Raw genomic sequence first — 26,664 nt, 5'->3', positions numbered from 1 at the left:
CCACTGGGTGCGAAAAATCAATAGAGTTTGTGTAGCAGATACCGTTTTCATAGTGGTTTAAGCTATCAGTCTTATGAGTACGACACAAGCCTCACACCCTGACGATTTTGTTGGTTTATCCGTGGGTTAAAAAGCCGTAAGGTAAAGCAAAGTCATTGAAATCGAGGGAATGATGAAACTAAACGCAGACATGGGTGAAAGCTTTGGTGCGTGGACAATGGGAATGGATAGCACGCTAATGCCGTGGATTGATATGGCTAATATTGCGTGTGGTTTTCATGCCTCTGATCCTGATGTGATGGCGGCCACGGTGGCACTCGCAGTACAGCACAATGTGAGTATTGGTGCTCATCCCGGCTACGCCGATAAGCAGGGCTTTGGCCGTCGTCATATTGATCATACCCCAGCACAAATTAGTCACCTCGTTCGCTATCAAATCGGCGCATTACAAGGGATCTGTGCACACTTTAATGCGAGCCTTGATTATGTGAAGCCCCATGGTGCGCTGTATAACACCATGATGGTGGACAATGATTGCTTTGAAGCGGTGTTGGCTGCGGTGGCTGATACGCTGCCCAATACACCATTAATGGTACTGGCACTGCCTGATAACCGTCCGCATCGCCAGCTTGCCCAACAAGCCGGTGTACCGCTGATTTTTGAGGCCTTTGCCGATAGAGCCTATCTGGCGTCAGGACAATTGGCGCCGCGCAGTCGACCGGGCGCTGTGTTAGATGACGCCAACGCGATGATTGCCCAAGTGTTGCAGTTATCTCAGCATGGCTCGGTGACAACCCTTGAGGGACAAACGCTCTCGCTTGCGCCGGATACGGTGTGTGTGCATGGCGATAACCCACAATCGGTCGAGGCGATAAAACAACTCAGAAAGGCCTTAACACCATGACACTCAGGGTTGAGCAGGTCAGTGAAACCACGGTAATGATCCGGTTGGGCAATAAGATCGATCTTGCCTTAGTCCCACAGTTATCTGCGCTATGTGAGCGAATCCAGCAACATTTTGGTCGTGGTGTGGTTGAGTTAATTCCCGCCTACACCAGCGTTCTGGTGGAAGTGAATGTTCGCTTACTCTCACCAGAAGGATTGAAAACGTGGGTGATGAATCAAGGCGACTCACTGCGAGTCACCCGTGACTCAGGGAGCGGAAAACAGGTGACGTTGCCGGTGTATTATCACCCCTCGGTTGGGCCCGATCTGGCTGCGGTCGCCGAGTTTGCTGGCGTGAGTGAGCAAGAGGTGATTGCGCGACACAGTCAACATACTTACACCGTTTGTGCGATTGGTTTCGCGCCCGGCTTTGCCTTTCTTGCGTCGGTGGATGAGACGATAGCTATGCCCCGTCATACCACGCCTCGTCATCAGATCCCTGCCGGCAGTGTGGGCATTGCACAACAGCAAACCGCGGTGTATCCGGCAGCGTCACCCGCAGGCTGGCAAATTATTGGTAACTGCCCCAAGGAGCTATTCAATCCCCGTCAATCGCCCATGATGTCGTTTGATGTAGGTGATACCGTCCGTTTTGAGCCGATGTCAGAGTCTGATTACCGCGCGGCAGGAGGTCAATGGTGGCAGGATTAACGGTGCTTGATCCCGGCGTATTGAGTTTGGTGCAAGACACAGGGCGCTATGGGGTGGGCCAGCTTGGCTTAAGCCAAGGCGGGCCGGTCGATTGCCACGCATTTGCTTGGGCGAATTATTTACTCGATAACCCCGCAAAGACGCCGCTGGTCGAGATAACCATGGGCCAAGCACGTTTTCGTGCTGAGCAAGCTATTTCGATCGCTATTACCGGCGCAGACATGCAACCTTGTATTAATGGTCAGCGCGTGGGTATGTGGCAGACCTTGACGCTAAATGCGGGAGATGAATTGCGTTTACGCTACGCGCGCCGTGGCTTGCGGGCCTATCTCGCGGTGCGTGGCGGGTGGACGGTCGATGGCGCATTTGGCAGTGCGGCGACGGTGATGCGCAATCAACTCGGCGGCCTGCATTCCGGATTAGGTGAACAGGCGGGAGGCATGGCGCTCACCAAAGGAGATGTATTGCCTTACCGACCGCATGCGCTGTTGCCGAGGGGGCGCGGTGTACCGACACGTTTTATTCCTGACTACAATGCCCTGACTCCACTGGCGCTTGTGCCGGGGTATCAGTTTGATAGCTTCAGCGCCGAGGCGCTAACGGCATTTTTTGATGGCGAATACACGGTCGATCAGCGCAGTGATCGTATGGGCGTGCGGCTCAATGGACCGAGCGTCGTGAGCAAGCAACCGGGTATTGTCTCCGAAGGCATTGCGCTCGGGGCCGTGCAAGTGCCCCCTGACGGTCAGCCGATTGTATTACTCAACGATCGGCAAACACTCGGTGGTTATCCTAAGCTTGGCTGTTTAACTCGTGCCAGCTTGAGCATGTTGGCGCAAACGCGACCCGGTCAGGCCGTGCGTTTTTATCCGGCGAGGCTGGCGGATGCATCGGCGCAATGGCAAGCGTTTGTGCAGTTTTTTGACTGGGTCTAGCCTGCAAAAACGGATAGATGAGCCTCTGGAAGACAGAGGCTCGCGAATGGGGGTCACGCGCAAACAGTGGACTAGCGGAAACGGCTAATTTGCTCGAGGGCTTTTTCCATTTGCGCAAAGTCAGGTGACGCGTTTTCTATGGGTCGATTGGTATTATCCATGTATTGATATTGCCCCCCTGCACCCACTTCTAAAATAGTATCGTCGGTGACTAACGCATAGCCGCTATAGTTTGACGATAACACCCAATCTTGACCGGGGTTGGGTGCAAGCAAGTCATGACCGATTGCGTAGCTGGCTGGATCGGACGTGACGCCCAAATAATGCTTCATCAGGGTGGGCGCTACATCTTGGTGGCTGGTCAGCCGCTTGCCAGTATCGACCTGTTTGGCATTGATGCCGGGGCCTATCATCGCGAAAGGCACGTGAATTTGTGGGTCAGTAAAATTGCTGTTGTGGCCCCAAAAATTCAGTTGGTTGTCATTCATCTCTTGTCCATGATCGCCAGTGAGCACCAGCAGAGTATTGTCGAATTCTCCGCTTTGTTTTAGCTCCTCAACCACTTTGGCCACCAAGCTATCAACGTAACGTACGCTGGTCTTGTAGCGATTAAAAAACGGTGTCGGATCTGTCTCGTTGTCCAACTTGAGGTAGTTAATTTCATCCAACATCGGCTGATACTTGGGGGTAAAGTCCGCAGGAAAATCATAGCCATGTGGCGCATCGTAAAATAAAAACGAGAAGGTGGGACGATTGGGGTCACGCTGCTGGTGCCAACGGATCCAATCTTGGGTGAGATCCGCGTCTAGCTCGGCGGGAGAGTCGCCCTCAGAGCCGTTACGTAAATCGGACACCTTAGCAAATACGGTTTGATTGAATTCCGGCTTTTCCAATTGTGTCGCGGTGAACACACCCAGTTGATAATCGAGCGCCTGTAGGCGATCCATCAGCATCGGTGATTGTTGATTGGCAAGAAAGCTGTGCCAATAGGTGCCAGGCATGCCATAAAACAGGCCAAAAATGCCGGTTCGAGTGGCGTTCCCCGTCGCGAGATGATGTGAATAGGTACGGCCATCTTGCGCCAGTGCCCAAAGGTTGGGCGTGTTGTCGGCATTGAAGGTATCTGCGCGCCATGAGTCAACCACCAAAAACATGATATTCACCGGTTGCTCAACCTCGGTCGTGTTCAGCGGTGAAAGGGGATAGTTAAGATCGGCTTCGCGATCCACATCCATGGCTTTTTGGCGCGCTAGAGCTTGTTCATCAATCCAGCCGTTTTTGCGCATCATGCTGTTGGCGGTGGCTGGATAGAAAAGTGGCAAATAACGTTTCACCGTTGTCACGGGTTGGTACGCGTAGGCCGCGGCCCAAATATGAATCCCGTGGGTGGCGAGCAAGGTCAGAAACGTGAGCAGCGCGAATTTTTTGCCGACTTTGCGCTGCTGGGAAAAACGTGTCCGCGACAACCCAGTGAGCAATCCCCATTGCGCCGCGAGGCAGGCAATCACGCCCCCGATCACCATCAGCCAAGTAATGAGCGGGAAGCTAACGATCTGTCCGGCGAGGATCAGATCCAGCACCATAGCATTAATATGGAATCGGTATTGGGCAAACACGATGGTATCAATGAAAAGCGTGATCACACCCACCGAGGCAATCAAGGCGAGCAATGGTTGGCGCAACTTGGTTGGCAGGAGTAAAAGTGGAAGTGTCACCAAGCCAACAATGGCGGCGAGTAAGGCCATTTGGCTAAAGATACTGACCACGATAAAGGTGATGCCAAGTGGCTCAGTGGGAAAACTCGGTAGAAACGCAAAATAGCGGCTGGCTATTGCCATCAATACAAGGGCGTTAATGGCAATAAACCAGCTATGTGTTTGAAGTCGCGATTTAAAAGACATGGTTTCTCATCACAGTTGAGTGAATCAATCGGCAACGTATTGGGCGCGTTGCCGGGTTGTGTATTTAGGTGTATGACTGAATAAGTGGCATGCCGAAGTGATGCCAAAGGGTGGCAAGCCAGACTACACCCGCCAAAAGCAAACTGACAAATACCGCCGCAGAACCAATATCTTTGGCTCTGCCACTTAGCTCATGACGCTCTTCACCCACTCTGTCGACCACGGCTTCAATGGCGGAGTTAAGTAATTCGACGATAATCACTAACACAATGACGCCGAACATCATCAAGGATTCCGTCAGCGGTAATTGCAGCCAGAGTAATACGACTAGCGCCGCAGCCAATAATACAACTTCTTGACGGATCGCCGCTTCATGGTGATATGCCGCTTTTAATCCAGCCCAAGAATAGCCGGTGGCTTTAATGATACGTATGATCCCTCGCGGCTTTTCTGAGGGGGATGTATTAGCGCCCATAAATACATTCTCGTAACAATTTGATTGATAGGCTGGCATTTTACATTTAACCGAGCCAACTGCATAATCGGCGCGATAACTTAATTGGAATTTGTTATGCCTCTGTTTACTCACGCCCCACGCTCCCTGTGTTTTTTACGCCTGTCTGCGATTGGCGATGTTTGCCATGCGGTGGCAGCGATTCAAGCCGTGCAGCGTCATTGGCCACAGACGCAGATCACTTGGGTGGTTGGTAAAGTCGAAGCACAGCTTTTAGCCGGGCTTGAAGGAGTGGAGCTGGTGGTGTTTGACAAAAAGGCAGGCTTGGCAGGCATGCGTCACGTCTGGCAGCAGCTGAAAGGGCGCCGGTTTGATGCGCTAGTGCATATGCAGCTTGCTTTACGCGCTAGCTTATTGACTGTGGGGATCGGCGCGCGCCATCGCGTGGGGTTTCATCGTCACCGAGCGAAAGAGGGGCAGTGGCTGTTTACCAATAAACGGATCCCCGACACCCAGTCGTGCCATGTGTTAGACAGCTTTTTCGCCTTTACTCAATACTTGGGCGTGCCGGTTACGCCGCCGCAGTGGCAACTACCACTTTCTGAAGACGATCATGCCTTTGCCAACGCGCAACTGGGTGACAAGCCTACTGTCGTGATCAGTCCTGCCGCGAGTAAAGATGAGCGCAACTGGCTGCCAGAGCGCTACGCTGAATTCGCCGACTACGTGGTCGGTAAAGGGTATCAGGTGGCCCTCTGTGGTTCACCGGCCGAGCGTGAAAAAACGCTGGCCGCGCGCATTATTGCCGACGCCAACGTACCACTGGTTAACTTGGTGGGACAAACCAGTCTCAAACAATTGGCTGCGGTGCTCGCGTGCGCCGATGCGGTGCTGGCCCCCGACTCCGGCCCCGCGCACATGGCAACCACACAAGGCACGCCCGTCTTAGGCCTTTATGGCCATAGCAACCCGAAGCGCACCGGCCCTTATAATAATCTCGCGGATGTGGTCAGTGTTTACGAAACTTTTGCTGAACAGCAACATGGCAAGCCCGTTGAGCAGCTAGCATGGAGCACACGGGTGAAAGGCGATCATGTGATGGCCGCCATCGACACTCAGCAGGTGATCGACGCGTTTGAAACCATGATGGCGACGCAATAAAAAAGGCCCCGCGGGGCCTTTTGGGTATTGGTGCCAGTATTAGCTAGCGAGTTGGCGCAGCACGTAGTGGAGAATGCCGCCATGGCGGTAGTAATCCCATTCAACGGCTGTATCGATGCGGACGTTGACGTCAAACTCCATGGTTTTATCATCCCGAACTGCACGTACCTTGAGGGTAGAGGGTTCGCCCTTGATCTCGTCAAAGTCGAACACTTCTGTCCCATCCAACCCAAGTGATTCGACGGAATCACCCTCTTTAAATTGTAGTGGCAACGCGCCAAAGCCTACTAAGTTAGAGCGGTGAATACGCTCGAAGCTTTCAGCAATGACGGCTTTGATACCCAGCAAGTTGGTACCCTTGGCGGCCCAGTCACGGCTCGACCCTGTCCCGTACTCTTTACCCGCAAGCACGACTAATGGCGTATTATCTTTTTGATAGCGTTGGGCCGCTTCATAGATGCTCATTTGCTCATTGGTGGGCAAATAGGTAGTCATACCGCCCTCGGTGCCCGGCGCCATTTGGTTTTTCAAGCGCACGTTGGCAAAGGTGCCACGTACCATCACCTCGTGGTTGCCTCGGCGTGAGCCGTAGCTGTTGAAATCTTTTGGCTCAACGCCTTTAGATTTCAAATACTCGCCCGCTGGACTATCTGGCTTAATTGCGCCGGCGGGTGAGATGTGGTCGGTCGTGATCGAATCACCGACTTTGACCACACAGCGTGCGCCTTTAATCGGTTTCATTTCCGGCAGTGCCATGGTCATGCCGTCAAAGTAGGTTGGTTTTTTAACGTAAGTGGAGTCAGGCCATGAATAAATCTCATCTTCAGGCACCGGCAGTTTACGCCATGCGTCTGTGCCGGCAAACACATCCGCGTATTTGTCTTGGTACAGCCCTTCCGTCATTGCGGATTGGATAGTTTGCGCCACTTCCTGCGGGGTTGGCCAAATGTCTTTGAGGTAAACAGGCTTACCGTTTTCATCTTGTCCTAATGGCTCCTTAAGGACATCGACATTCATATTACCCGCCAGTGCATAGGCCACCACTAACGGTGGTGAGGCGAGATAGTTGGCTTTCACATCTTGGTGAATACGGCCTTCAAAGTTGCGATTACCGGAAAGCACGCTGGTCGCAAGCAGATCCGCCGAGCGAATGGCTTCAGTGATAGGCTCAGGTAGCGGCCCTGAGTTACCAATACAGGTGGTACAGCCAAAGCCAACAATGTTAAAGCCAAGTTCGGCAAGTGGTTCAAGTAGGCCAACATTTTCCAGATAGGCAGGCACCACCTGAGAACCGGGTGCGAGAGAGGTTTTCACCCAAGGCTTGGTGTTTAAGCCTCGCTCACGTGCTTTTTGTGCCACCAACCCTGCAGCCACCAATACGGCCGGGTTCGAGGTGTTGGTGCAGGAGGTGATCGCCGCAATCACAACGGCCCCATGCTCAAGCGTAAATCGCTCACCGTTATAGTCGACCTCCACTTTACCTTGTTCGCGAAGGCTAGGATTATCGACCGCGGTTTGTCCGCCTTCACTGGCAAAGCTGGCGATCAGGTTATTGGCTGCCGCTTGCTCTTTTTCCAACAGCTGATCGAACTGGGCTTTGGCGTCGGTTAATGCAATTCTGTCCTGTGGGCGTTTGGGGCCAGCAAGACTTGGTACCACATCGCCGAGGTCGAGATGGAGTGTGTCACTGTAATCGGCAACGGGTGCGTCGTCATCACGCCACAGGCCTTGTGCTTTGGCGTAGGTTTCGACCAGTGTGATTTGCTCATCAGTACGGCCTGTCAGGCGCATATAGTTGAGGGTTTCATTATCAATCGGGAAGATGCCACAGGTTGCACCATACTCGGGCGCCATATTGGCAATGGTCGCACGGTCAGCCAGCGGTAATTTGGCGAGCCCGGGGCCATAAAACTCAACAAATTTACCCACCACACCGCGTTCACGTAGCATCTGGGTGACGGTGAGTACTAAATCAGTGGCGGTAGCGGAAGCAGGCAGCTCACCTTTTAGCTCAAAACCAACCACTTCTGGGATCAGCATGGTGATAGGCTGGCCGAGCATCGCCGCTTCTGCTTCGATCCCCCCCACGCCCCAACCGAGCACGCCTAAACCGTTGATCATGGTGGTATGTGAGTCTGTACCTACCAGGGTATCTGGCATGGCTAACTTGTTGCCGCCTTGCTCTTCCACTAATACACCCGGGGCTAAATACTCAAGGTTTACTTGGTGCACAATCCCAGTGCCAGGTGGCACCACACGGAAGTTAGAGAAGGCTTGCTGACCCCAGCGCAAAAACTGGTAGCGCTCGCTGTTACGCTCAAACTCAATCTCAGTGTTTTTCTGCAAGGAATCAGGGTTGCCGTAGTCATCCACCATGACCGAGTGGTCGATGACAAGATCAACCGCACCAAGCGGGTTGATTTTGGCTGGATCTCCTTTCAATTCGCGCATGGCGGCACGCATCGCCGCTAAATCAACCACCGCAGGTACGCCAGTGAAGTCTTGAAGCACGACACGAGCAGGCGTGAAGTTTACCTGATCTTGCCCAGCTTTATCGGCTTGCCATTGGCAAAGCGTACGAATGTCGTCTGCGGAGACATTCTTGCCATCTTCTTTACGTAGCAAGTTCTCTAGCAGGACTTTTAAGCAGTAGGGTAAACGACTGATCTCGAAATTATCGGACAGTGCGTCCAGGCGGTAGTAGTCGTAGGTTTCACCGTTGACATGTAGAGTACGTCGGGTGTTGAAACTATCTGGGTGTTGAGATGGGTTGCTCACGGATGCCTCCCCTTGTCCGTTATTGTGAATAAGAGAGGCGACCTTGCCTAGAAGGCTGTCGCCTCGCTCGGGGGATTGCTTGATTTAACAGCTCTATTGTAAATGGGCTGATGATGAAGTTAAAGCGTTGTTATCACGCTACAACCTATCACTCCCATCGGTCTTACCTTATCTTGTCACGGCAGAGGCTGTTTCCTTCTCGATGAGGGGGCTGATTGCTCCACATGATGAATCAGGCCACGCGGACGCCCTTCACGGTCAAAAAAGACATTCGGACGATGTTTACCCAGTAGCCGTGCCCACAAGCCCTTTAAGGCAGTGATAACCATCAGGCGCAATGGAAATCTTGCGTGAACCTTGTTTGCTGTAGGCGTTGAGCGAGCATCTTGTCCTTGCACATACCAGCGAACCGGGCCGATTTCTTCTTCATTATCGCCTTCAATCTGATAGCAAGCGCTCACCACGCCAACAAAAGGAATATCGGCATGAATGGTATTGGCGATAGGCGTTTGACAACAATGGGTATACCAGCGGTATAGACCTCGTTCGCTCAGTCTCAAACAGGTTAATTGATCTCGGCCGCGATAAATGCGGAGCTGCGATGGCGTAATTTGTAGCACTTCTGTGCCGCCGCCTGGCTCGAGTTCAGTATGGTAGCCCAGTGTTTGCGCATAGGCCTGGCAATCACTGCAAAAGCACACACAACGTTGGCTTTGCTGTGCATCAATGATCTCGCCTGTCATTTGCCCACATGAACACCGAATGGCAAGACGTGCCATATTATTTCCCCTCGTTGCAGAGCCTATCTCATCAGTATAGCGCGAATTATGTGTTTAGACGTTTGCGATAAAACGGATATAGACCGTCGCAATCACGCGAAAACGTTATCTATAAGATCCTGTTTTATCGGATATGGCAACTTTTCGTGACAGTAAACTGCCGAGAGTGCGACTTAAAATATTGATCATTGCCTTTTAATTGGTGGTTAATGCTAATGTTTACTAATTGTTAACTTTTGGGTTGGAGGTTTTCAATGGCTTAAGGGTTATTAGTAGGTAATCATTCTGATTGATGGTTTTAAAGTCGACAAATCTAGGGTCGAAACTGGAAATGGTAGGGGATTTAGTTAAACATAACATGTAACGCATTTGTTAATATTGTGCTTGGCAATGGCCCTGGCATCAATGCGTGCTTCGGTACGGATAAAAGGAGAACGCCATGACTACGTCTTCACTACTCATGCAGCTCAATCAACTGGATGATAACGACATCAAGCAGCTTCAACCCTCGTTTGATAATCTCCCTGGCACTTCACATGCAGACGGCGGCTATCGACTTCGTCGTTACTCGGTGGTTCATGTTTTCAATGAAGGTGTCGAAAAACTACCACCACGGCCGTTTATGCAAACCTCGGATATCAACGAGTTCCAAGGCGATGTGGCGAGGACATTTGAAGATATTGAATCAGAAACCGTGCAAAAGCCTGGCTTTCATGCCATGTGTCGCACTTTCCGCGATATGTATCAGTTAAGCGACGGTAACGATATTGAAATCCACCAAATTCGTATTCAGGCGGATAATCAGTCGGTACAAGTCGCCCCAGAGGGGGTTCACCAAGATGGCTTCGATCATATCGCCATTGTGAGCATTGGCCGCGATAATATTGATGGCGGGGACTTTCAGGTATTTAGTCACAAAACAAGCGCCCCGCTGTTTAGTTTGCCGCTGGCACCGGGACAAATGGCAGCACTTGATGACCGTACACTGTGGCATTACGCTGAGCCAATTACGCCCGTGGATAACCAGAAACCGGGCACGATGGATGTATTTGTACTCACAGCAACAAGGAAGTAACGATGACACCAGCAGGCTTTTCACCTCATGCTGTTCGGGGACACTTTCCCGCGCTTGCGCAATTGATTAACGGTCAACCCGTTGCATTTTTCGATGGTCCGGGCGGCGCACAAGTGCCGAGTGCGGTGCTTGATGCCATGGTGGATTATTTAGGGCACTACAACGCCAACCTTGGTGGCCAGTTTTTCTCTGGTCGTTACACGACCGAGCTTATGCAGCGGGCACGGGATGTGGCGGCCACCTTTGTGAATGCCTCATCGTCAGAAAGCATGGTATTCGGGCCTAATATGACCACCTTGACTTTCTCGTTGAGTCGCGCAATCAGTCGCGACTGGCAGGCGGGGGACGAGGTGATTGTCTCCGCGCTAGACCACTATTCAAACGTGTCTAGCTGGCAGCAAGCGGCGCACGATAAGGGTGCGACGGTGAAACAAGTACGTGTTGACGAGTCGACGTATTCTATCGATATGGCACATCTTGCCAGCCTAATGACCGATAAAACCAAGTTGGTTGCGGTGACACTCGCCTCAAACACCACAGGCAGTTTGGTCGATGTGGCAAAAGTGGTCGAGATGGCGAAAAAAGTGGGCGCCAAAGTGTATGTCGATGCGGTGCATTACGCGCCCCATCACTTGGTGGATGTACAAGCGCTCGGATGCGACTTTCTTGCCTGTTCGGCGTATAAGTTTTTTGGGCCCCATGTTGGTTTTGTGTATGTCGCGCCTGAGTGGGTACAGACATTAAAACCGTACAAAGTAGAACCTGCGACTAATCAAGGCCCTGGCCGGTTCGAAACGGGCACGCAAAGCTTTGAAGCCATTGCGGGCTTTATCGCCGCGGTTGAGTATCTTGCACAATGGGGCGACCCAACGTCTTCACTACGAGAAAGACTAGCGGCAAGCTATGCGCAGTATCAAGCACATGAGCGGGCCCTGTCTGCTCATTTTATTCAGTTGATGCGCGCTTATCCCAAAGTACGTATCTATGGCATTACTGACGATCATCTGCTCGATAAACGTACCCCTACCTTTGCGATACGTATAGAGGGGGTTGAGCCAGCTGAGGTTGCGCAAGCACTCGGCGCGCAAAATTTTTGTGTCTGGAACGGCCACTTTTATGCGCAAGGCTTGTGTGAACAGCTTGATGTTTTAGACAAGGGCGGTGTGATCCGCATCGGTATGATGCATTACAACACGGTTGATGAAATTGATCGGCTACACCAAGCCTTATTGCCATTTATTAGCGATTAAGGTGAATGATTGTCTCAAGCGGCCAAAAGGGCCGCTTTTTTTGGGTTTTAATTGGCTTTGATTGATGTTTAAGTGTAATTTATTCACAAAGCAACTTAGAAACGTTAGCCAGCGCATAGGCGAATGCGCGTCTGCACGTTATGATCACCGTTGTTAGTGTTGTCCAAGAAACTGTTCATAAAGAAATCATTTAAAAAGAAACCAATAAGAATCAAGGCGAGACCCATGACTGAAGAACAAAACGCCTTTTGGCATCAATATCTTGCGACCCTTCCCTCGGACCAACGGCCAGCCGATGAGTACGTGGTGGTGGACACCTTAAGCCATCATACGGTGAGAGCGAATGAAGTCGCGACCTTGGTAAGCTTGAATAAAAAGAAAGCGCACTGCCGGTTGCGCAGCTCTTTGGAAGAGAAAAATGCGGTGGCCCCGCAGAAAGGTCAATACAAAATCGTGCTAAATGGTCACCAACGGCCCGTTTGTATTGTGAAAACCACTAAAGTGAGTTATTGCCCATTTAACCAAGTCAGCGCCGAATTTGCGGCACGAGAAGGGGAGGGCGATGGTTCTTACCAGTGTTGGCATGAAGCGCATTGGGGATACTTCTCCCAGTACGCCAAAACACACGGCCTGCATTTTGATGAGCACTCGGATGTGGTGCTTGAAGAGTTTGAGAAAGTCTATCCACTCTAAAAATTAAAGCCGCGCTGAGCGGCTTTTAGGGTAATTGCTTAACTGAAGGCGTTACTCACCGATATCCAAATTAATTTCATCGGCCCATGGCATGTCTGGCAGGGTATCCAAGTTGGCTTCATAGCGGGACAGGGTAAATTGTCCGTTGTGATTGCTGACGTCGTAGATCTCAACCATTAATGCACAGGCAATGTACTCGATAGCTTCATCGCGTGAATAGCCGGTCATACGTAGGCGCATCAAGGTTTCTGCTACCTTTTTAGGCTCTTGGTCGGCAATCTGGTTCTCAACCACTTCAATCAAGTTAGCGATACTGGTATTGGTTTCGTCTTGCATGATGTTGCTCGTTATGGGTGACAATGACGCCATACTAGGAGATGCACGACGAAGAGGCACGGATTTTTTATCAACGGATGCAGTGACTGACTTCATTTAGCTACTTTAATGTGTTAATGATAACCATTATCGAAATGGCATGGCGACATAAAAGGATATGATCATGGCGAAAACACGTATTGAAACAGACAGTATGGGTGACGTTGAAGTGCCTGAGCAGGCTTTGTATCAGGCACAAACGCAACGTGCGGTGAATAACTTTGCGGTCAGTGATCAGACCATGCCCGAAGACTTTATTCGCGCACTGGCGATGGTGAAATACGGTGCGGCACAAGCAAATGAGTCACTGGGATTGTTAGAGCGTAAGATTGCCGATGCCATTTGTGAGAGCGCACAAGAAATCATGGCGGGTAATCACTTGGATCAGTTTCCTGTTGATGTGTTTCAAACCGGGTCGGGCACCAGTTCGAATATGAATATGAACGAGGTACTTGCTACCTTAGCCTCAGAGAAATCCGGTGAGATGGTTAGCCCCAACGATCATGTCAACATGAGCCAAAGCAGCAATGACGCCGTACCAACGGCCATTCAGATCAGTACCACGTTAGGCTGCGAGCAAAAACTGCTGCCTGCACTCGCTCATTTGCGTGATGCCTTGCAAGAAAAGAAACAGTCCGTCGGCGAGATTGTCAAAACCGGGCGTACCCATTTAATGGACGCCATGCCAGTTACCATGGCGCAAGAACTGGATGCCTGGTCGCAGCAAATTGAACATGCCATGGTACAAATTACCCAAAGTTTGTCGCCGGTACGCGCGTTGGCTCAGGGAGGGACAGCGGTCGGCACAGGGATCAATGCTCACCCATTGTTTGCTGAGCGTTTTGCCGAAGCGGTAGCCGCGCTGAGCAAGACGGGTTTTACGGCCAGTGAGAACCCATTCTTTGCCATTGGCAGCCAAGATGCGCTGGTGGCCCTTCATGGTCAATTAAAAACCACCGCGGTGGCAACCATGAAACTAAGCAATGATTTGCGCTGGATGAACTCGGGGCCACTTGCGGGACTCGGTGAGATCGAGCTGGAAGGATTGCAACCAGGATCGTCAATTATGCCAGGCAAGGTCAACCCCGTTATTCCCGAGTCGGCGGCGATGGTGTCCGCGCAGGTGATGGGCAATGACACCACGGTGACGGTGGCGGGTCAGTCGGGGAATTTTGAGCTAAACGTGATGTTGCCAGTGATTGCCGCGAATGTGTTGCAAAGTATCAACTTGCTCGCTGGCGCAAGCCGACTGCTTGCCGATAAAGCGATTCGCAGCTTTAAAGTGAGAGAAGATAACCTGCAAGCTGCGTTGTCTCGTAACCCTATCTTGGTCACCGCCCTCAACCCTGTTGTTGGGTACTTGAAAGCGGCTGAAATCGCTAAAAAAGCGTATCAACAAGGACGCCCGATTCTCGACGTTGCCGAAGAAGAGACCGATCTGGGTCGAGAGAAGCTTTCGCAGCTGCTTGATCCAACCAAGCTCACTAAAGGCGGCATCGCCGAGTAATGCGCTTCACGGGTCCTCCTTGGGCGCAACCACCACACGATTGCGCCCAAGGCTTTTGGCGGTATATAGGTGATCATCAGCGCGATCAAATACCTGCTCAGGATGGCTATCGTTTGGGCAGCTTTCGGATAAGCCACAGCTGACCGTATAGGTGAGCGATTGGTTATCAAACTGTGAGGTATTCGTCGCAATACGTTGGCGAATACGCTCGGCCACGTAGTACGCATCGTGGCTGTCAGTATTGCGAAAGATAATCACAAATTCTTCCCCTCCATATCGAGCCACCAAGTCGGTTTGGCGAACGGCGCGTGTTATCTCAGCAGCAACATCTTGCAAGACGCGATCGCCGGCGGAGTGACCGTATGTATCGTTAAATTGCTTAAAGTTATCGACATCGATGACGGCGACCGTATAGGTGTATCGCGTTCGCCGAGATCGTTCGTACTCAATCGCTAATTCAGGCAATAGGCCGTAGCGATTAACGGTGCCAGTCAGTGGATCCAGGCTGGCTTTTCGTTGCCAGCTGTCTCTTGCCGCAACGGCATTTTTATATTCCATCACTTGGATAGAAATACTGATGCTGGCCAGTACGGTGGTGAAGATAAAAATAAGCAGTGCTAACACGCCGTCATAGAGGTCAGGGATCGCGAATGCCCCCATATCGAATGGTACCCTTAAGATAGACACGATGATTAAGCCACAAAGGCCAACCAGTAGCGTACGCCAATGGCCGGAGAACGCGATATAAATCAGCAAAGCAAGCTCAATATAAATAGCGCCTGGAAACACGGAAAAGCTGATGAGTGTCAGTGCCATAATGGCAGCGACGTAGGCTACGTTTTGCCAACGGAGTGTTTGCCAGTCACACCCCTGCCTTTGCCAAGCCGTGTACAAGCTTACCCAGAGTAGCGTTGATGTGGTGTAAGTCATGGTAAATTCAATGGTTAAGAATTGTAGGCGCCCATGAACTAACTGCTCATCGATATAAAGAGGAATGGCGACAATGGCCATCATTGCTATCGCGGGGAACAGGCATCCGACGAGCACAAATCGAAAAAGAGCCCGCACGGTATCCAGGCAATGTGGATAGTATTTCTGCCATAGCCAAGCGGATAATGCGGAGGTGAGGGTCAGAAATATACCAAAAAACAGGCCAGTAGCGAGATGCAGCGATTCGATCCGCGTAACCGCCGCCAGGCCATGACCCAACGAACCGGCCAAGATAAGAGGGAGCAGTAAACCCAGCCCTAGATGCCGGAACAATACCACGGCTAGGCCACTGGAAATATTGAGTAAGGTGACCGTATTGATATCGAGTATCGCGGATAAATAACGCATATCCAGCCAGACGATCGCCCCGTAAATGAGGCTCCACAACAATATGTGGCGAGCGGCAGGTAAAGAACTCCCCAGTAGCATGTCACCTCTGCGTCGTGCGATGCAATAGGATGGAAAAGTGGTTGATAGTGGCAGTTCGCTTATGGCTAAGTGTAGCAGAGCCGCGGTTGGACTCTGCTTTTTTAGTGGGGAAGGTACGGTTAATCGAGCTTTTTCAACGCGACGGCGTTCATACAAAAGCGTAAGCCAGATGGCTCGGGGCCATCTGGGAATACATGGCCAAGGTGAGCGTCACAGGTGGCACAGGTGGTTTCAATTCGCGTCATTCCGTGGCTGCCATCTTTATGATAGGCGATGGCATCATCTTGCGCAGGTTGCGTAAACGACGGCCAGCCTGTCCCCGAATCAAACTTTTCATGCGCATCAAACAGCAAGGTGCCGCAGCATGTACATCCATAACGCCCTGGTTCAAAGAGCGTGCACATCCCTGAGCTAAACGCGCGCTCTGTGCCTTTTTGGCGGGTAACACGAAAGGTCTCTTCACTGAGCTGTGCTTGCCACTCTTGGTCTGTTTTCTCAACCCGCGACGGCGGCGTGAGATTACCGTTTTCACTGCGAGCGACGATGTCTTGCCATGTCAGCATGATGTCGTTCCTCTTATTGAACGGGCGGCTGCCCGTGCTACAAAACGCGTAGTGTTATGAATCTTATGGCTCGATGCAAGTAGTACGGTTTGTTTCTCGTGACGCGATCATGTTGATAGGGTGCCAATTCCCCATTTTAGCTCATCATCTTGGTCGTCTTTGACTTGATCTCGATAACCTTCCAAGTGTTGTTCAATCAAATCATCAGACTGTGAGAAAAAAGCAATATGAAAGATAGCGTCACCTTCATTGACCACGGGCAGTGTTTGCTGCCCAATGAGGATGCCGCTCTGGGGAGCGATGACCTCGACCTCTTGACTGCCTGCTGGATCAGAAATGATACCGATGACTTGTTGCTTGGAGACCATCTCACCCAGGGCAATATGGCTGCGGAATATGCCATCTGCATCGGCACGTACCCAACGGCTTGTTCTGGCTGTGACAGGTTTGTACGGTAATTTCCGCCGCGATTGACGCAGCATGCCTAAGTGGCGCATCACGCGTATGATCCCCCTAACACCTGCGTTAATGGCGTAAGGCTCAAAGCGTAGTGCTTCGCCGGCCTCATAGGTGATCACCGGAATGCCAATCGCTTCTGCCTCTGCGCGTAAGGATCCGTCTCTTAATGCGGCGTCGACAACCACAGGGGCGGAAAATGCAGTCGCCATCGCCGCCGCCTCTTGATTCTCCAGGTTGACTCTGATCTGCGGTAGATTGGTGCGGTGGATGGCGGCGGTATGGAGATCGATCACGTGGGTGCATTGACTGATCACTTCATTAAAAAGCTGATACGCCATGCGCCCGGCAATAGAGCCACGTTCTGAACCTGGAAAAGAGCGATTCAAGTCTCGCCTATCTGGTAGATAGCGAGATTTATGAATAAACCCAAACACGTTCACAACAGGAATGGCAATTATGGTTCCGCGCAATTTTTTTGTATCGGTTCTGGCCATGATTTGGCGAACAATTTCGATACCATTGAGCTCATCGCCGTGAATCGCCGCACATATTAACAGTGTGGGGCCCGATAATTTGCCGTTAAGGATCTCGATACTCACGTTGAGCGGTGCGTGGGTATAAAGCTTGGCGATTTCCAGCTCTAGGCTGAGACGATCACCTGGGTTAACGGTCTCGCCACCGATTTCGATGGCCTTGTTTTTTTTAGCCCTTCCCACGAGTGCGTGTCCTTTTTGAGTAAGCGTTCTTTTCGATATATTCCACGACCATGCCAGCAACATCTTTTCCGGTCGCGTTTTCAATGCCTTCTAGCCCTGGAGAGGAGTTAACTTCCATGACAAGCGGGCCACGTTCTGAGCGCAGCAGATCAACCCCGGCGACATTGAGCCCCATAGCTTTGGCCGCTGCGATGGCTGTGCGTCGCTCTGCGGGCGTGATCCGAACCAAGGATGCTGAGCCTCCGCGGTGTAAATTAGAGCGAAACTCGCCTGGCTGGGCTTGACGTTTCATTGCCGCAATCACCTTGTCACCAATCACAAAGCAGCGAATATCAGCACCGCTGGATTCTTTAATGTACTCCTGCACTAAAATATCGGCTTTTAAGCCCATAAAGGCTTCAATCACACTTTCAGCTGCTTTTTTGGTTTCGGCGAGGACGACACCAATGCCTTGGGTGCCTTCCAGCAGCTTGACGACCACAGGGACACCGCCCACCATTTCCAGCAAATCACCCACATCACCCGGCTTGCTGGCAAACCCAGTATGCGGCATACCTATGCCTTTGCGCGACAGCAATTGCATTGACCTTAGCTTGTCTCTAGAGCGGGTGATGGCCACAGACTCATTAACAGGAAAAACCCCCATCATTTCAAACTGGCGCAATACGGCACAGCCATAAAAGGTGACTGAGGAGCCGATACGCGGAATGATGGCGTCAAACCCCTCTAACTCCTCGCCAGCGAGGTGAATCGACGGTTGTGTCGAGTTAATGCTCATATAACAGCGTAGTGCGTCAATAATTTTATACTCATGGCCACGTTGTTCGCACGCTTCAATCAGGCGCCGAGTGGAATAGAGGTTTTTATTCCGGGAAAGGATACCGATTTTCATTATGGTTAGGGCTCCTATTTGCCAAGCAGAAATGAATGCATAGGATCGACAATGACGTTTCCCGTCATTGCGGTACGACCTAACAGCATACGAAAGCGCATGTTATCGCGTGCGGTGAGTGTCATCTCTATGGGATAACACAGTTCACTGGCTTTAAGTGTGGTCTGAATGACATAGCGAAGTTGCTCATGCCCGCCAGAGTCGCGCACGACGCGACGCGCAAGCACGGGCGCTTCTGCTTGAATCACATGCTCGTCATCGCCTTGGTGAGGATGGATCCAAAAACGAACCCAGGTGACGTCTCCTTTCTCAAACTCTTCGATTTTGAAGGTATGTAAGCATGAAGTCCGCGCGCCCGTATCAATTTTGGCTTTTATACGCGCAATATTGAGGTCGGGGAGGCTAATCCACTCACGCCAACCTACACACACTTTTTCCGTTGATTGAACCGGCATTGTTATCATTACTCGTTAGTGCTCTGCCTTGCTTTCACCATAGAAGTGATAGCGGTTATTCGTGGTAAGAATCTGAAAAATCGGCGATGATATGTGATAACCATCGCACACTGGAAACGGCACTAGCATCGCATATAGGAGACAGCTGAGGGCCCCTGCCGGGGGCGGTTCGCTGGACTACTGTGCACATGATGACCGTTGAGAAGGAAATACCATGCAAACGAGTGATAGACAAGAAGTGATTGACGATTTGCTATCAAAAGTCGATCAAGATGCGCCCGAGACGATACAAGAGATAGAGCAAGCACACGGTGTGGATAGCCTCGCTCTGTTGTTGGAAGCCTTGCCCGTCAACGATCGTGTGGACTTTTGGGAACAACTCTCTCCCTCGTTACAACTGCCAGTGTTGGCGGAAATGCGTGATGACGCCGGTGAGGCGGTGATCCGTGCCGTTGATGAGGCACAACTCCATACGCTTTTTGCTGATCTCGACGCGGACACCTTGTTGGAGTTGCAAGATGTGTTGACCGAACCGCTGCTAGAAGAAGCGCTCGGTCGTATGGACTCGGAGCAAAAGCAACGCTATGCCTCGGCACAACAGTATGCGGATAACCAAGTGGGGCATTGGTGTGATCATCAACCCTTAGTGGTGCCCGCCAAAACAAAAGTCAATGTGGTACTGCGTTTACTGCGCCGTGTGATGCCCAAATATTGTGATCATGTCTTCGTTGTCGACAGTCGAGGCATCTGGGTCGGGGCTGTCCCTATTCATAAGCTATTCGGCGCGGACGGGGTGCTAAAAATCAGTGAGCTGGTCCGTGAACAGTTCCCCAGCTTGAACGCACGTGATGATATTTATACCAGCGCTGACAAAGTCGCGAGCAGTGAAGAAATCGCACTGCCCGTGCTGGATGACGGTAATATGTTGATTGGGCGACTTGATTTGGGCACGGCTTATGAGATGCAAGCGGAACGGGCAGAAGCGCAAATTATGGCCACCGCGGGCTTGGATGAAGATGAAGATTTATTCTCCCCGGTAATGAAAAGTGCGCGCAACCGTGCGTTATGGCTTGGGGTGAACCTGATGACAGCCTTTCTCGCGTCATGGTTTATCGGTCTATTTGAAGCAACGTTGCAGCAGGTTGTCGCGCTGGCGGTACTCATGCCCGTGGTCGCTTCTATGGGGGGGATCGCCGGTAGTCAAACCTTGACGCTGATCGTGCGAGGCCTCGCGCTCGGGCAAATCTCTAAAGCTAACCTAAAGCCTCTTTTGAGCAAGGAATTTAAAGTGGGGCTGCTTAATGGTGTGCTTTGGGCGCTTGTGATTGGTGCCATTGCGGGTTACTGGTTTGAAAGCTGGGGACTTGGTGCGGTTATCGGTGCCGCGATTGTCGCCAATATCATCAGTGCGGCATTGGCGGGGATTTTTGTGCCAGTGTTATTAGAGAAGCTGAAGATTGATCCGGCACTGTCAGGCTCAGTGATTTTAACCACAGTGACGGACATCGTCGGCTTTGTCGCTTTCTTGGGCTTAGGGACGTTGTTTTTACTGTGAGTTTTACTTGGACGTGATGCGTCGTCACTCAGTTGATCGCTTGATAGCGCGCGTGATCCTCACGAGCGCTTTATTCTCTCAAGCGGGTGTTGAAGGCGCGGTCGTTTCGGCCGCTGTCAACTCGGTTTTTTCGCTCAGTTTGCCGTCTGCTGCGGGGAGCAGCTTTTCGCAATAAAGCGTCATAATGTCTTCCCGTATTAATTGTTCGAGTTCGGCGGCGCGTTCGGTCGGACAGAACAGGCGGACGTGGACATGTTGCTCTCCAGTATCGGTATGAGACAAATAGACATGAGGCTCAGGCCCAGGCAAATCCACCCCCGCATGACGTTCAATCACATGGTTATAACGTCGAGCGATATCGAGAAAATCCTCACTATGATCGTCGATGCGTGCCAGCAGCGCCGGAATATGGGGATATAAATTTATATCGCCCCGGATCACCAAGTGAAAATGGTGATAGACATAGCGCTTCATAAAGTTCAGGTTTTTCACTGTGGTAGAGAAAAACAGACTATTCGGTAAGGTCGCTGTTTTACCGGTATAGCAATAGTGACCATGGTGGGTATCAATCTCTTGAATTTTGGTGGCCATTAAGTTGTGCTCGATCACTTCGCCACGAGAGTTACCGACCTCAATCCAATCACCGATACGAAATGACCGTGAGCTGGCGCGTTGAATTGAGCCGGTAAAGCATAGGATGATCTCTTTGGAGGCCACCACCACCGCGACTGCAATGGCGGTGAGCGACAGGGCAAACTCGCTAATTTCTGTGTTCCAAAATAAGAACAAAAACAGTAAAAGCAGGCTAAATGCCCCGTTTTTTGTACGTGAGATCCACTTGCGTTGATCTTCACTGAGGAAGTTACTGTCGCCGCGAATATGACGTAAAATCATTCGGCGGATCACGCTAACAAAAACGATAACACCAATGGTGGTCAATAGTTTGTTTTCGACCAACAGTTGGGCGATATTTTTCAACTCAGATAACAAAATCACTCCCATCATGCTTCTGGCAAGTTTTGGCGCTATTCTGCCCCTTTGTTAAGCAAAATAGAACATAAACTTACTCCCACGCATCAGATATACGCGTCAGGTGTCCGATTAGTCTGTCATCAATTTGTTTTGTTGGATCATGGCATCTATCACGGAAGCGCTTAGCTCTTGGCTGCTGAGGCCACTCATATCAATTTCGTATGCGCTAGCCATGTCTGCCACACTGAGGTTTTCAAACACCACGTGCTGGTCGATTTGATTATCGCCCGCAGAGGCGATGTATAAAGTGGCTTCACCCTGGTCGTTGTCCTCAAGCGTCAAATAGTCTTCAAGGCTCTCTCCGGCTTGGTCTTCATCAATCAGCAGCTCGGAGAGAGCCAGTGTATCTTTTTGCACATCAAAGTCAGTAATGCGATCAACTGCTTCTGCGCCGACCGACCCTTGATCGCCGCTTAAAAACGCGAAGGTATCAGAGCCAAGCCCTCCGGTCAGTGTATCGTCACCTTTCCCGCCAACTAGCAGATCATCGCCAAGGCCGCCATCAAGCGTGTCGTCGCCGTGGTTCCCGAGTAAACTATCATCGCCCGCGTTGCCAATCAGGGTATCGTCACCTGCACCGGCCGCGAGAACTTCACTTTGATAAGTACCTTCCAGCGTTTGCTCATCAATCGCAATAATATCGACCAGTGCACTATCTATATAACTGCCATTAGAGGAGGTGTATTCAAATTGATGTTCAGGCTCTGGCAACACCGCATTAGCGCTATCCAGGGTGAGATAAATATCGTAGCTTTCGGTCGTATTTAATATATTGTTGGACACGACCTCAAAATAGTAAGTGCCTTGCTGACCGGCCGTAAAGCTATTACTGCCCGTATCTGGGTTGAGAGTGTCCAATAGCTGTTGGTTTTCGTCATACACTCTTACGCTCAGATTATTCGTCCAATTGTCATCATCAAAGAGTAAGCTTTCGTTTTGGTAGAGATCCATTTTTGTCATGTCACTGTCGGTACCGTTTTGTACCGTCCCCGTCAGGGCGGCATTGGCACCGAAGTTACCAACATCAATGTGTGGCCACACCTCCTGGGTCATGGTCCCGAATTTACCGCGGTCTAGGCTCTGTGCCTGAGCAAATGAACCAGCGTAATCACCGAGTTCGGATTCTGCGATAAATTTAGAGTCGTTACCGATGGGGTCAAGGAAAGCTTGCGTATTCATCGCACTATCGGGTGTGAAGGTGACGTCATCCGTGCCCGTTACTGACCCTTGTACCCCGTTGCTGGTCGCCGTGATCGTACTGTCCATTGACGGAATATCGTTATGGGTTAATGCCAAACCGGGGATCACGATTGGGCTACCGTCATGAACATTGGTGATCACTATATCGTGATTAGCATCGAGCCGTGCCTCGTAGTAGAGGTCAATGGCAACATTCACATCACTGGTATCGCCATCGTTATCGGTAAGCGTCAGCGCGATTTGTTCTTGTTCGTTGAGAATATCTCTGTCGACCGCCACGCGGTAGTCGTACTCGCCGGTATTAAAATTGATGGTGAGGATCCCGCCCTTGGCGGTTTCAAAGGTCTGCTGCGCGCTGTCCGTGGCGGGATCATAGTTGTACGTTTGCCCATCTAGGGTGAGCGTAGAAACGTATCCACCGTCAGCGCCGAATAAGGAGACAGTATTACCCTCATCATCCATCAGAACCATGCCACCCGAAACTTGTCCGCTCTTGATGGTTTGTAGCAGTGAGTAAGCGAGTTCATTTTCATCGGTCACCAGCAACACATTGTCACTGGTATTGCCTGAGCTACTTGCTGCTATAGGAGTCAGTGGCGATGTGGTAATGCCATCCCCGACCCCGACACTGAAGGACTCATCAATGCCTTGCGCGCTGATATAATTTTGCCATGCACTTTGCAGGCTGGTGTTATTTTCAAAGTCATCATTGGGTATCCCATCCGAGATAAAATAGGAGACGGTTTTATCTGCGGAGGTCCCAGAGGTATCGACAGTATTGATGATCTCGTTTAGCGCGTTATCGTAGCGGGTGGCACCACCGGCATATAGGCCCTCGATTGCGTCTAATGCGCTGCTGACATCGTTAAGTATCCAACCTGAAGACTGGGCTTCACTCGAAAATGACACAACTTGGATGTTGAGATCGCCAAGCTTATCGTATTCCTCTACCATGGATTTTAGTGCGGCTTTGGTGACTTCCATCCGAGTGGGTGAATCAGGGTCATTCGGATCAACCGGATCGGCCATACTACCCGAAAGGTCAACGGTAAGAATCAGATTAAAGGTCGCGCTACTCTCTGCCGTCGCATATAAGGCACTTTCGATGTTGTCAGAGGTCGGCGTATCATCTTGCACATTGACAGTTAAAGCCGATGAGCGATAAGCGGTGGCCGCTGTTGGATCATAAGTCGTGTAGGTGAAGGCTTCACTCACGTTATCGCCGCTGGTGGCGCTGTTGAGTGTATAGGTATAGTCACCCGCGCGATAACCTTGGTTGTTGTCTTGGTTATAAACAGTCAAGGTGCCACTGGCGGTCGTGAGGGTTAAGACACCGTCACTGCCAAAACTTTGTCCATTAACTTGATCGAGAGCGACATTGGTACCAATCCCGGTGTCATTATCCAAAAGGTTGCCTTGGGTGGAATGACTATTATCGTGGCTCACTAACCCTTGCTCGCTGACTGAAGCGATATCGGCGTTTAACTGGGTATTATTGTCATGGCCGACTGTGAGCTGTGCCTGACTGATATCCCCATCGCTGTCGGTGAGGGTATAAGTGAATACCTCATCATCCAGGGTGCTGGCATCCGTCGCCGACGCGACTAATGATTGGTAAACATAGCTACCGTCAGACTGGATCGTTAATTGCCCTTGCGATGTGGCAATCACAGTACTGCCGTTAACCGCATAGGTGGTACCGTTGAAGCTAACCGCGGTCACCGTGGTGGTATCCGCCCCAAGGGTATCGGCGCCAGCGCCGGCAGTGATCACGTTTCCCCCTGTCGAGGCGGCAGAGGCCACGCTGTCGCTATCATCATGGGCGACAGGCGCGGAGTCGCTCACATCAAAGGTCACGGTTGTCCACTCGCCATTCTCGCTGCTTTGGTACGAGAAGCTGTCATAGACTTGACCGCCGCCTGCATGATTCACTGCTGGTGCGGTGTAGGTGAAGCTGCCATCGGCACTGACCGTAATGCTGCCGCCCAGTGCGGTGGCGATGGTGGCAGGGCCGATCACAACTTCACTGTTGCCACTTTCTCCTTGGCTGGCATTGGTGGCAACGCGGGTGACCGTGGCCTGTGTGTCTGTATCGTTGCTAATCAGCCCATTGGCACTGGTAATGCTGGTGGTTTGTCCTTCGGTCAGCGCAAAGCTATCATTTTCTAGATTTAGCATGGCCGTGGTCGATGCCTGATCCGTGCCGTCGGTACTGATAGCCGTAATGGATAGGGTGACGCCAGTCATATCCGCGGGAGAGGCGAGATTAAGACCACTCAATTGCGCGTCCGTGAGCAGCCAATCGCCGGTGCTTGCCTCTTTTGTCCCCGCTGATAATACCGCATCGTCGGGTAAGCCGCTGATTCGGTAAGTGAGTGTTTCGCCCGCTTCATTGGCGGTGCCGGAGATTGTTAAGGGCGAAAGAATGGCACGTGATCCGCCCGCTCCAGGGTCAGTGGCGGAGATTTGTCCTGTGTTATCAATATAAGTCAGTGATTGATCGCCACGACTGACCGTGAGTGTGGGGGCGGTAGCAACTCCGTCGACGTTGAAGGTGACATCGTGCGTGAGACTCGCATTTTGGGTATCGGTGGCGCGGAAGCTCACTGTCTCTGTCCCACTCCAATCGGCGACCGAAGAAATGGTTGCGATGCCACTCGCATCGACAGAGACGGAGACACCACTAGGTACATTCGCCACATCAAAGCTTAACGTATCGTTGCTATCGATATCCGAAAATACCGTATTAAGATCAATGGTGTAGCTAACAAAATCCTCTTGCAGATTTTGCGTCGAAACAGCCTGAGCCAACGTGGGCGCGTCATTGCTACCGGTAATGGTAATGGCAATGTCCTGTGGTACACCGTTAGTAGCGGTTAGTGTGATAGTGTCGGTAACTTGATCGCCGGCGTCCAAGTTCTGCACGCTGGTCTGATCGAGGGTATAGGTCCAATCACCGTTGACCAGCTCTAGCGAGCCATAGTTGCCTGCTTGTGTGACATCGGCAAAGCTCGGTGCATCGCCGTCATCGACATCACTGATCGCAAGGGTACCGGTGGCAGTGACCGCGGCATCGCCCACATCACCCTCGGTGACGGAACCAACAAACTCACCGCTGACGTCTGGCGCATCCTCGCTACCGGTAATGGTGATCACGATATCTTGTTGGGTGTTATCGCTCGCGGTCAGGGTAATGGTATCGGTGACTTGATCGCCGGCATCTAAATCCTGCACGGCAGACTGATCAAGGGTGTAGGTCCAGGTACCATCCACTAACTCGAGCGAACCATAGGTGCCCGCTTCGGTGGTATCCGCAAAAGTCGGCGCATCGTCGCCATCAACATCACTAATCGTAATCGACCCAGTGGCAGTCACAGGTGCATCACCTTCATTGCCTTCGGTCACTGAACCGACAAACTCACCGCTGACGTCGGGGTCGTCATCCGTCCCCGTAATGGTGATAACAATATCTTGTTGGGTGTTATCGCTTGCCGTCAGGGTGATGGTGTCGGTAACTTGATCGCCGGCATCTAAATCCTGCACGGCAGACTGATCGAGGGTGTAAGTCCAGCTGCCATTGACCAGTTCTAGCGAGCCATAGGCGCCCGCTTCGGTGGTATCCGCAAAGCTCGGTGCATCGTCACCGTCGATATCACTGATCGCTATGGTGCCGGTGGCAGTCACCGCGGCATCGCCCACGTCACCTTCGGTCACTGAACCGACGAACTCACCGGTGACGTCGGGGTCGTCATCCGTCCCGGTAATGGTGATCACGATATCTTGCGGAGTGCCGTCAGAGGCATTGAGAGTAATGGTATCGGTGACCTGGTCGCCGGCATCTAAATCCTGCACGCTGGCTTGATCAAGGG

Annotated in this window: 21 protein-coding genes; 9 read left to right on the top strand and 12 right to left on the bottom strand. The window is 51.5% G+C overall.

Going from position 1 to position 26,664, the window contains the following annotated elements:
* Positions 1–172 precede the first annotated feature (172 nt).
* The 3 genes from BGL48_RS00685 to BGL48_RS00675 are packed head-to-tail and all read left to right on the top strand — an operon-like array spanning position 173 to position 2,531.
* On the top strand, positions 173–904 hold the full coding sequence (locus BGL48_RS00685; protein WP_069360843.1) for a 5-oxoprolinase subunit PxpA: 732 nt from the start codon (positions 173–175) through the stop codon (positions 902–904).
* Positions 901–1,596, top strand: a complete 696-nt coding sequence (gene pxpB / locus BGL48_RS00680; RefSeq protein ID WP_069360842.1) for a 5-oxoprolinase subunit PxpB — start codon at positions 901–903, stop codon at positions 1,594–1,596. The genes BGL48_RS00685 and pxpB overlap by 4 nt, the downstream gene beginning before the upstream one ends.
* Positions 1,581–2,531: a biotin-dependent carboxyltransferase family protein gene (locus tag BGL48_RS00675; protein WP_069360841.1), complete on the top strand. Its 951-nt coding sequence runs from the start codon at positions 1,581–1,583 to the stop codon at positions 2,529–2,531. The genes pxpB and BGL48_RS00675 overlap by 16 nt, the downstream gene beginning before the upstream one ends.
* 71 nt (positions 2,532–2,602) lie before the next feature.
* Here the strand turns inward: BGL48_RS00675 and BGL48_RS00670 are convergent, their stop codons facing one another.
* Both BGL48_RS00670 and BGL48_RS00665 read right to left on the bottom strand, forming a co-directional pair.
* On the bottom strand, positions 2,603–4,432 hold the full coding sequence (locus BGL48_RS00670) for a DUF3413 domain-containing protein (protein ID WP_069360840.1): 1,830 nt from the start codon (positions 4,430–4,432) through the stop codon (positions 2,603–2,605).
* Between the two features lie 64 nt (positions 4,433–4,496).
* Complete coding sequence (locus BGL48_RS00665) at positions 4,497–4,907, bottom strand: diacylglycerol kinase (protein WP_069360839.1); 411 nt, start codon at positions 4,905–4,907, stop codon at positions 4,497–4,499.
* A 96-nt stretch (positions 4,908–5,003) separates the two neighbouring features.
* Here BGL48_RS00665 and BGL48_RS00660 point away from each other — a divergent pair, with 96 nt between their 5' ends.
* Positions 5,004–6,047 carry a glycosyltransferase family 9 protein gene (locus tag BGL48_RS00660; protein ID WP_069360838.1) on the top strand — a complete coding sequence of 348 codons (1,044 nt, stop codon included), beginning with the start codon at positions 5,004–5,006 and terminating at the stop codon, positions 6,045–6,047.
* Between the two features lie 39 nt (positions 6,048–6,086).
* Here the strand turns inward: BGL48_RS00660 and acnA are convergent, their stop codons facing one another.
* Both acnA and BGL48_RS00650 read right to left on the bottom strand, forming a co-directional pair.
* Positions 6,087–8,825 (bottom strand): aconitate hydratase AcnA, encoded by a 2,739-nt coding sequence (gene acnA / locus BGL48_RS00655; RefSeq protein ID WP_069360837.1) that lies wholly within the window; start codon positions 8,823–8,825, stop codon positions 6,087–6,089.
* A gap of 176 nt (positions 8,826–9,001) precedes the next feature.
* Complete coding sequence (locus tag BGL48_RS00650; protein WP_069360836.1) at positions 9,002–9,604, bottom strand: DUF6151 family protein; 603 nt, start codon at positions 9,602–9,604, stop codon at positions 9,002–9,004.
* Positions 9,605–10,043: 439 nt separating this feature from the next.
* On the opposite strand from BGL48_RS00650, the gene BGL48_RS00645 reads away from it, so the two are divergent.
* The 3 genes from BGL48_RS00645 (at position 10,044) to BGL48_RS00635 (ending at position 12,622) form a co-directional block, all read left to right on the top strand.
* A complete protein-coding gene (locus BGL48_RS00645; protein ID WP_069360835.1) occupies positions 10,044–10,679 on the top strand; it encodes a 2OG-Fe dioxygenase family protein in 636 nt (211 codons plus the stop codon).
* A gap of 2 nt (positions 10,680–10,681) precedes the next feature.
* Positions 10,682–11,929: a cysteine desulfurase-like protein gene (locus BGL48_RS00640; RefSeq protein WP_069360834.1), complete on the top strand. Its 1,248-nt coding sequence runs from the start codon at positions 10,682–10,684 to the stop codon at positions 11,927–11,929.
* 225 nt (positions 11,930–12,154) lie between these two features.
* Entirely contained in the window at positions 12,155–12,622 is a 468-nt protein-coding gene (locus tag BGL48_RS00635; RefSeq protein ID WP_069360833.1) for an ASCH domain-containing protein, read from the top strand.
* Between the two features lie 51 nt (positions 12,623–12,673).
* On the opposite strand, the gene BGL48_RS00630 is transcribed toward BGL48_RS00635, so the two are convergent.
* Positions 12,674–12,958, bottom strand: a complete 285-nt coding sequence (locus tag BGL48_RS00630; RefSeq protein WP_069360832.1) for a hypothetical protein — start codon at positions 12,956–12,958, stop codon at positions 12,674–12,676.
* A 160-nt stretch (positions 12,959–13,118) separates the two neighbouring features.
* Here BGL48_RS00630 and BGL48_RS00625 point away from each other — a divergent pair, with 160 nt between their 5' ends.
* A complete protein-coding gene (locus BGL48_RS00625; protein ID WP_106407243.1) occupies positions 13,119–14,504 on the top strand; it encodes a class II fumarate hydratase in 1,386 nt (461 codons plus the stop codon).
* 6 nt (positions 14,505–14,510) lie between these two features.
* Here the strand turns inward: BGL48_RS00625 and BGL48_RS00620 are convergent, their stop codons facing one another.
* From BGL48_RS00620 to BGL48_RS00600, 5 genes are all read right to left on the bottom strand, one after another.
* A complete protein-coding gene (locus BGL48_RS00620) occupies positions 14,511–15,923 on the bottom strand; it encodes a GGDEF domain-containing protein (RefSeq protein WP_069360830.1) in 1,413 nt (470 codons plus the stop codon).
* 119 nt (positions 15,924–16,042) lie between these two features.
* Complete coding sequence (gene msrB, locus BGL48_RS00615) at positions 16,043–16,486, bottom strand: peptide-methionine (R)-S-oxide reductase MsrB (protein WP_069360829.1); 444 nt, start codon at positions 16,484–16,486, stop codon at positions 16,043–16,045.
* Positions 16,487–16,593: 107 nt separating this feature from the next.
* A complete protein-coding gene (locus tag BGL48_RS00610) occupies positions 16,594–17,661 on the bottom strand; it encodes a succinylglutamate desuccinylase/aspartoacylase family protein (RefSeq protein WP_069360828.1) in 1,068 nt (355 codons plus the stop codon).
* Positions 17,648–18,553, bottom strand: a complete 906-nt coding sequence (gene rimK / locus BGL48_RS00605; RefSeq protein ID WP_069360827.1) for a 30S ribosomal protein S6--L-glutamate ligase — start codon at positions 18,551–18,553, stop codon at positions 17,648–17,650. The genes BGL48_RS00610 and rimK overlap by 14 nt, the downstream gene beginning before the upstream one ends.
* A 14-nt stretch (positions 18,554–18,567) precedes the next feature.
* Positions 18,568–19,008, bottom strand: coding sequence for an ATP-dependent zinc protease family protein (locus BGL48_RS00600; RefSeq protein WP_069360826.1), 441 nt, complete (start codon positions 19,006–19,008; stop codon positions 18,568–18,570).
* Positions 19,009–19,222: 214 nt separating this feature from the next.
* Between BGL48_RS00600 and BGL48_RS00595 the strand changes: the two genes are divergently transcribed.
* Positions 19,223–20,563, top strand: coding sequence for a magnesium transporter (locus tag BGL48_RS00595; RefSeq protein WP_069360825.1), 1,341 nt, complete (start codon positions 19,223–19,225; stop codon positions 20,561–20,563).
* 78 nt (positions 20,564–20,641) lie between these two features.
* Here the strand turns inward: BGL48_RS00595 and BGL48_RS00590 are convergent, their stop codons facing one another.
* Both BGL48_RS00590 and BGL48_RS16315 read right to left on the bottom strand, forming a co-directional pair.
* Complete coding sequence (locus BGL48_RS00590) at positions 20,642–21,553, bottom strand: mechanosensitive ion channel family protein (RefSeq protein ID WP_244904103.1); 912 nt, start codon at positions 21,551–21,553, stop codon at positions 20,642–20,644.
* Between the two features lie 111 nt (positions 21,554–21,664).
* A partial coding sequence (locus tag BGL48_RS16315) for a VCBS domain-containing protein (protein ID WP_218089786.1) occupies positions 21,665–26,664 on the bottom strand: 5,000 nt, incomplete at its 5' end.

The sequence above is a fragment of the Salinivibrio sp. SS3 genome, from assembly GCF_001722105.1.
Lineage (GTDB): Bacteria > Pseudomonadota > Gammaproteobacteria > Enterobacterales > Vibrionaceae > Salinivibrio > Salinivibrio kushneri.
The sequence above is the reverse complement of the archived record's forward strand: the minus strand, read 5'-3'. Positions and strand labels throughout refer to the sequence as shown.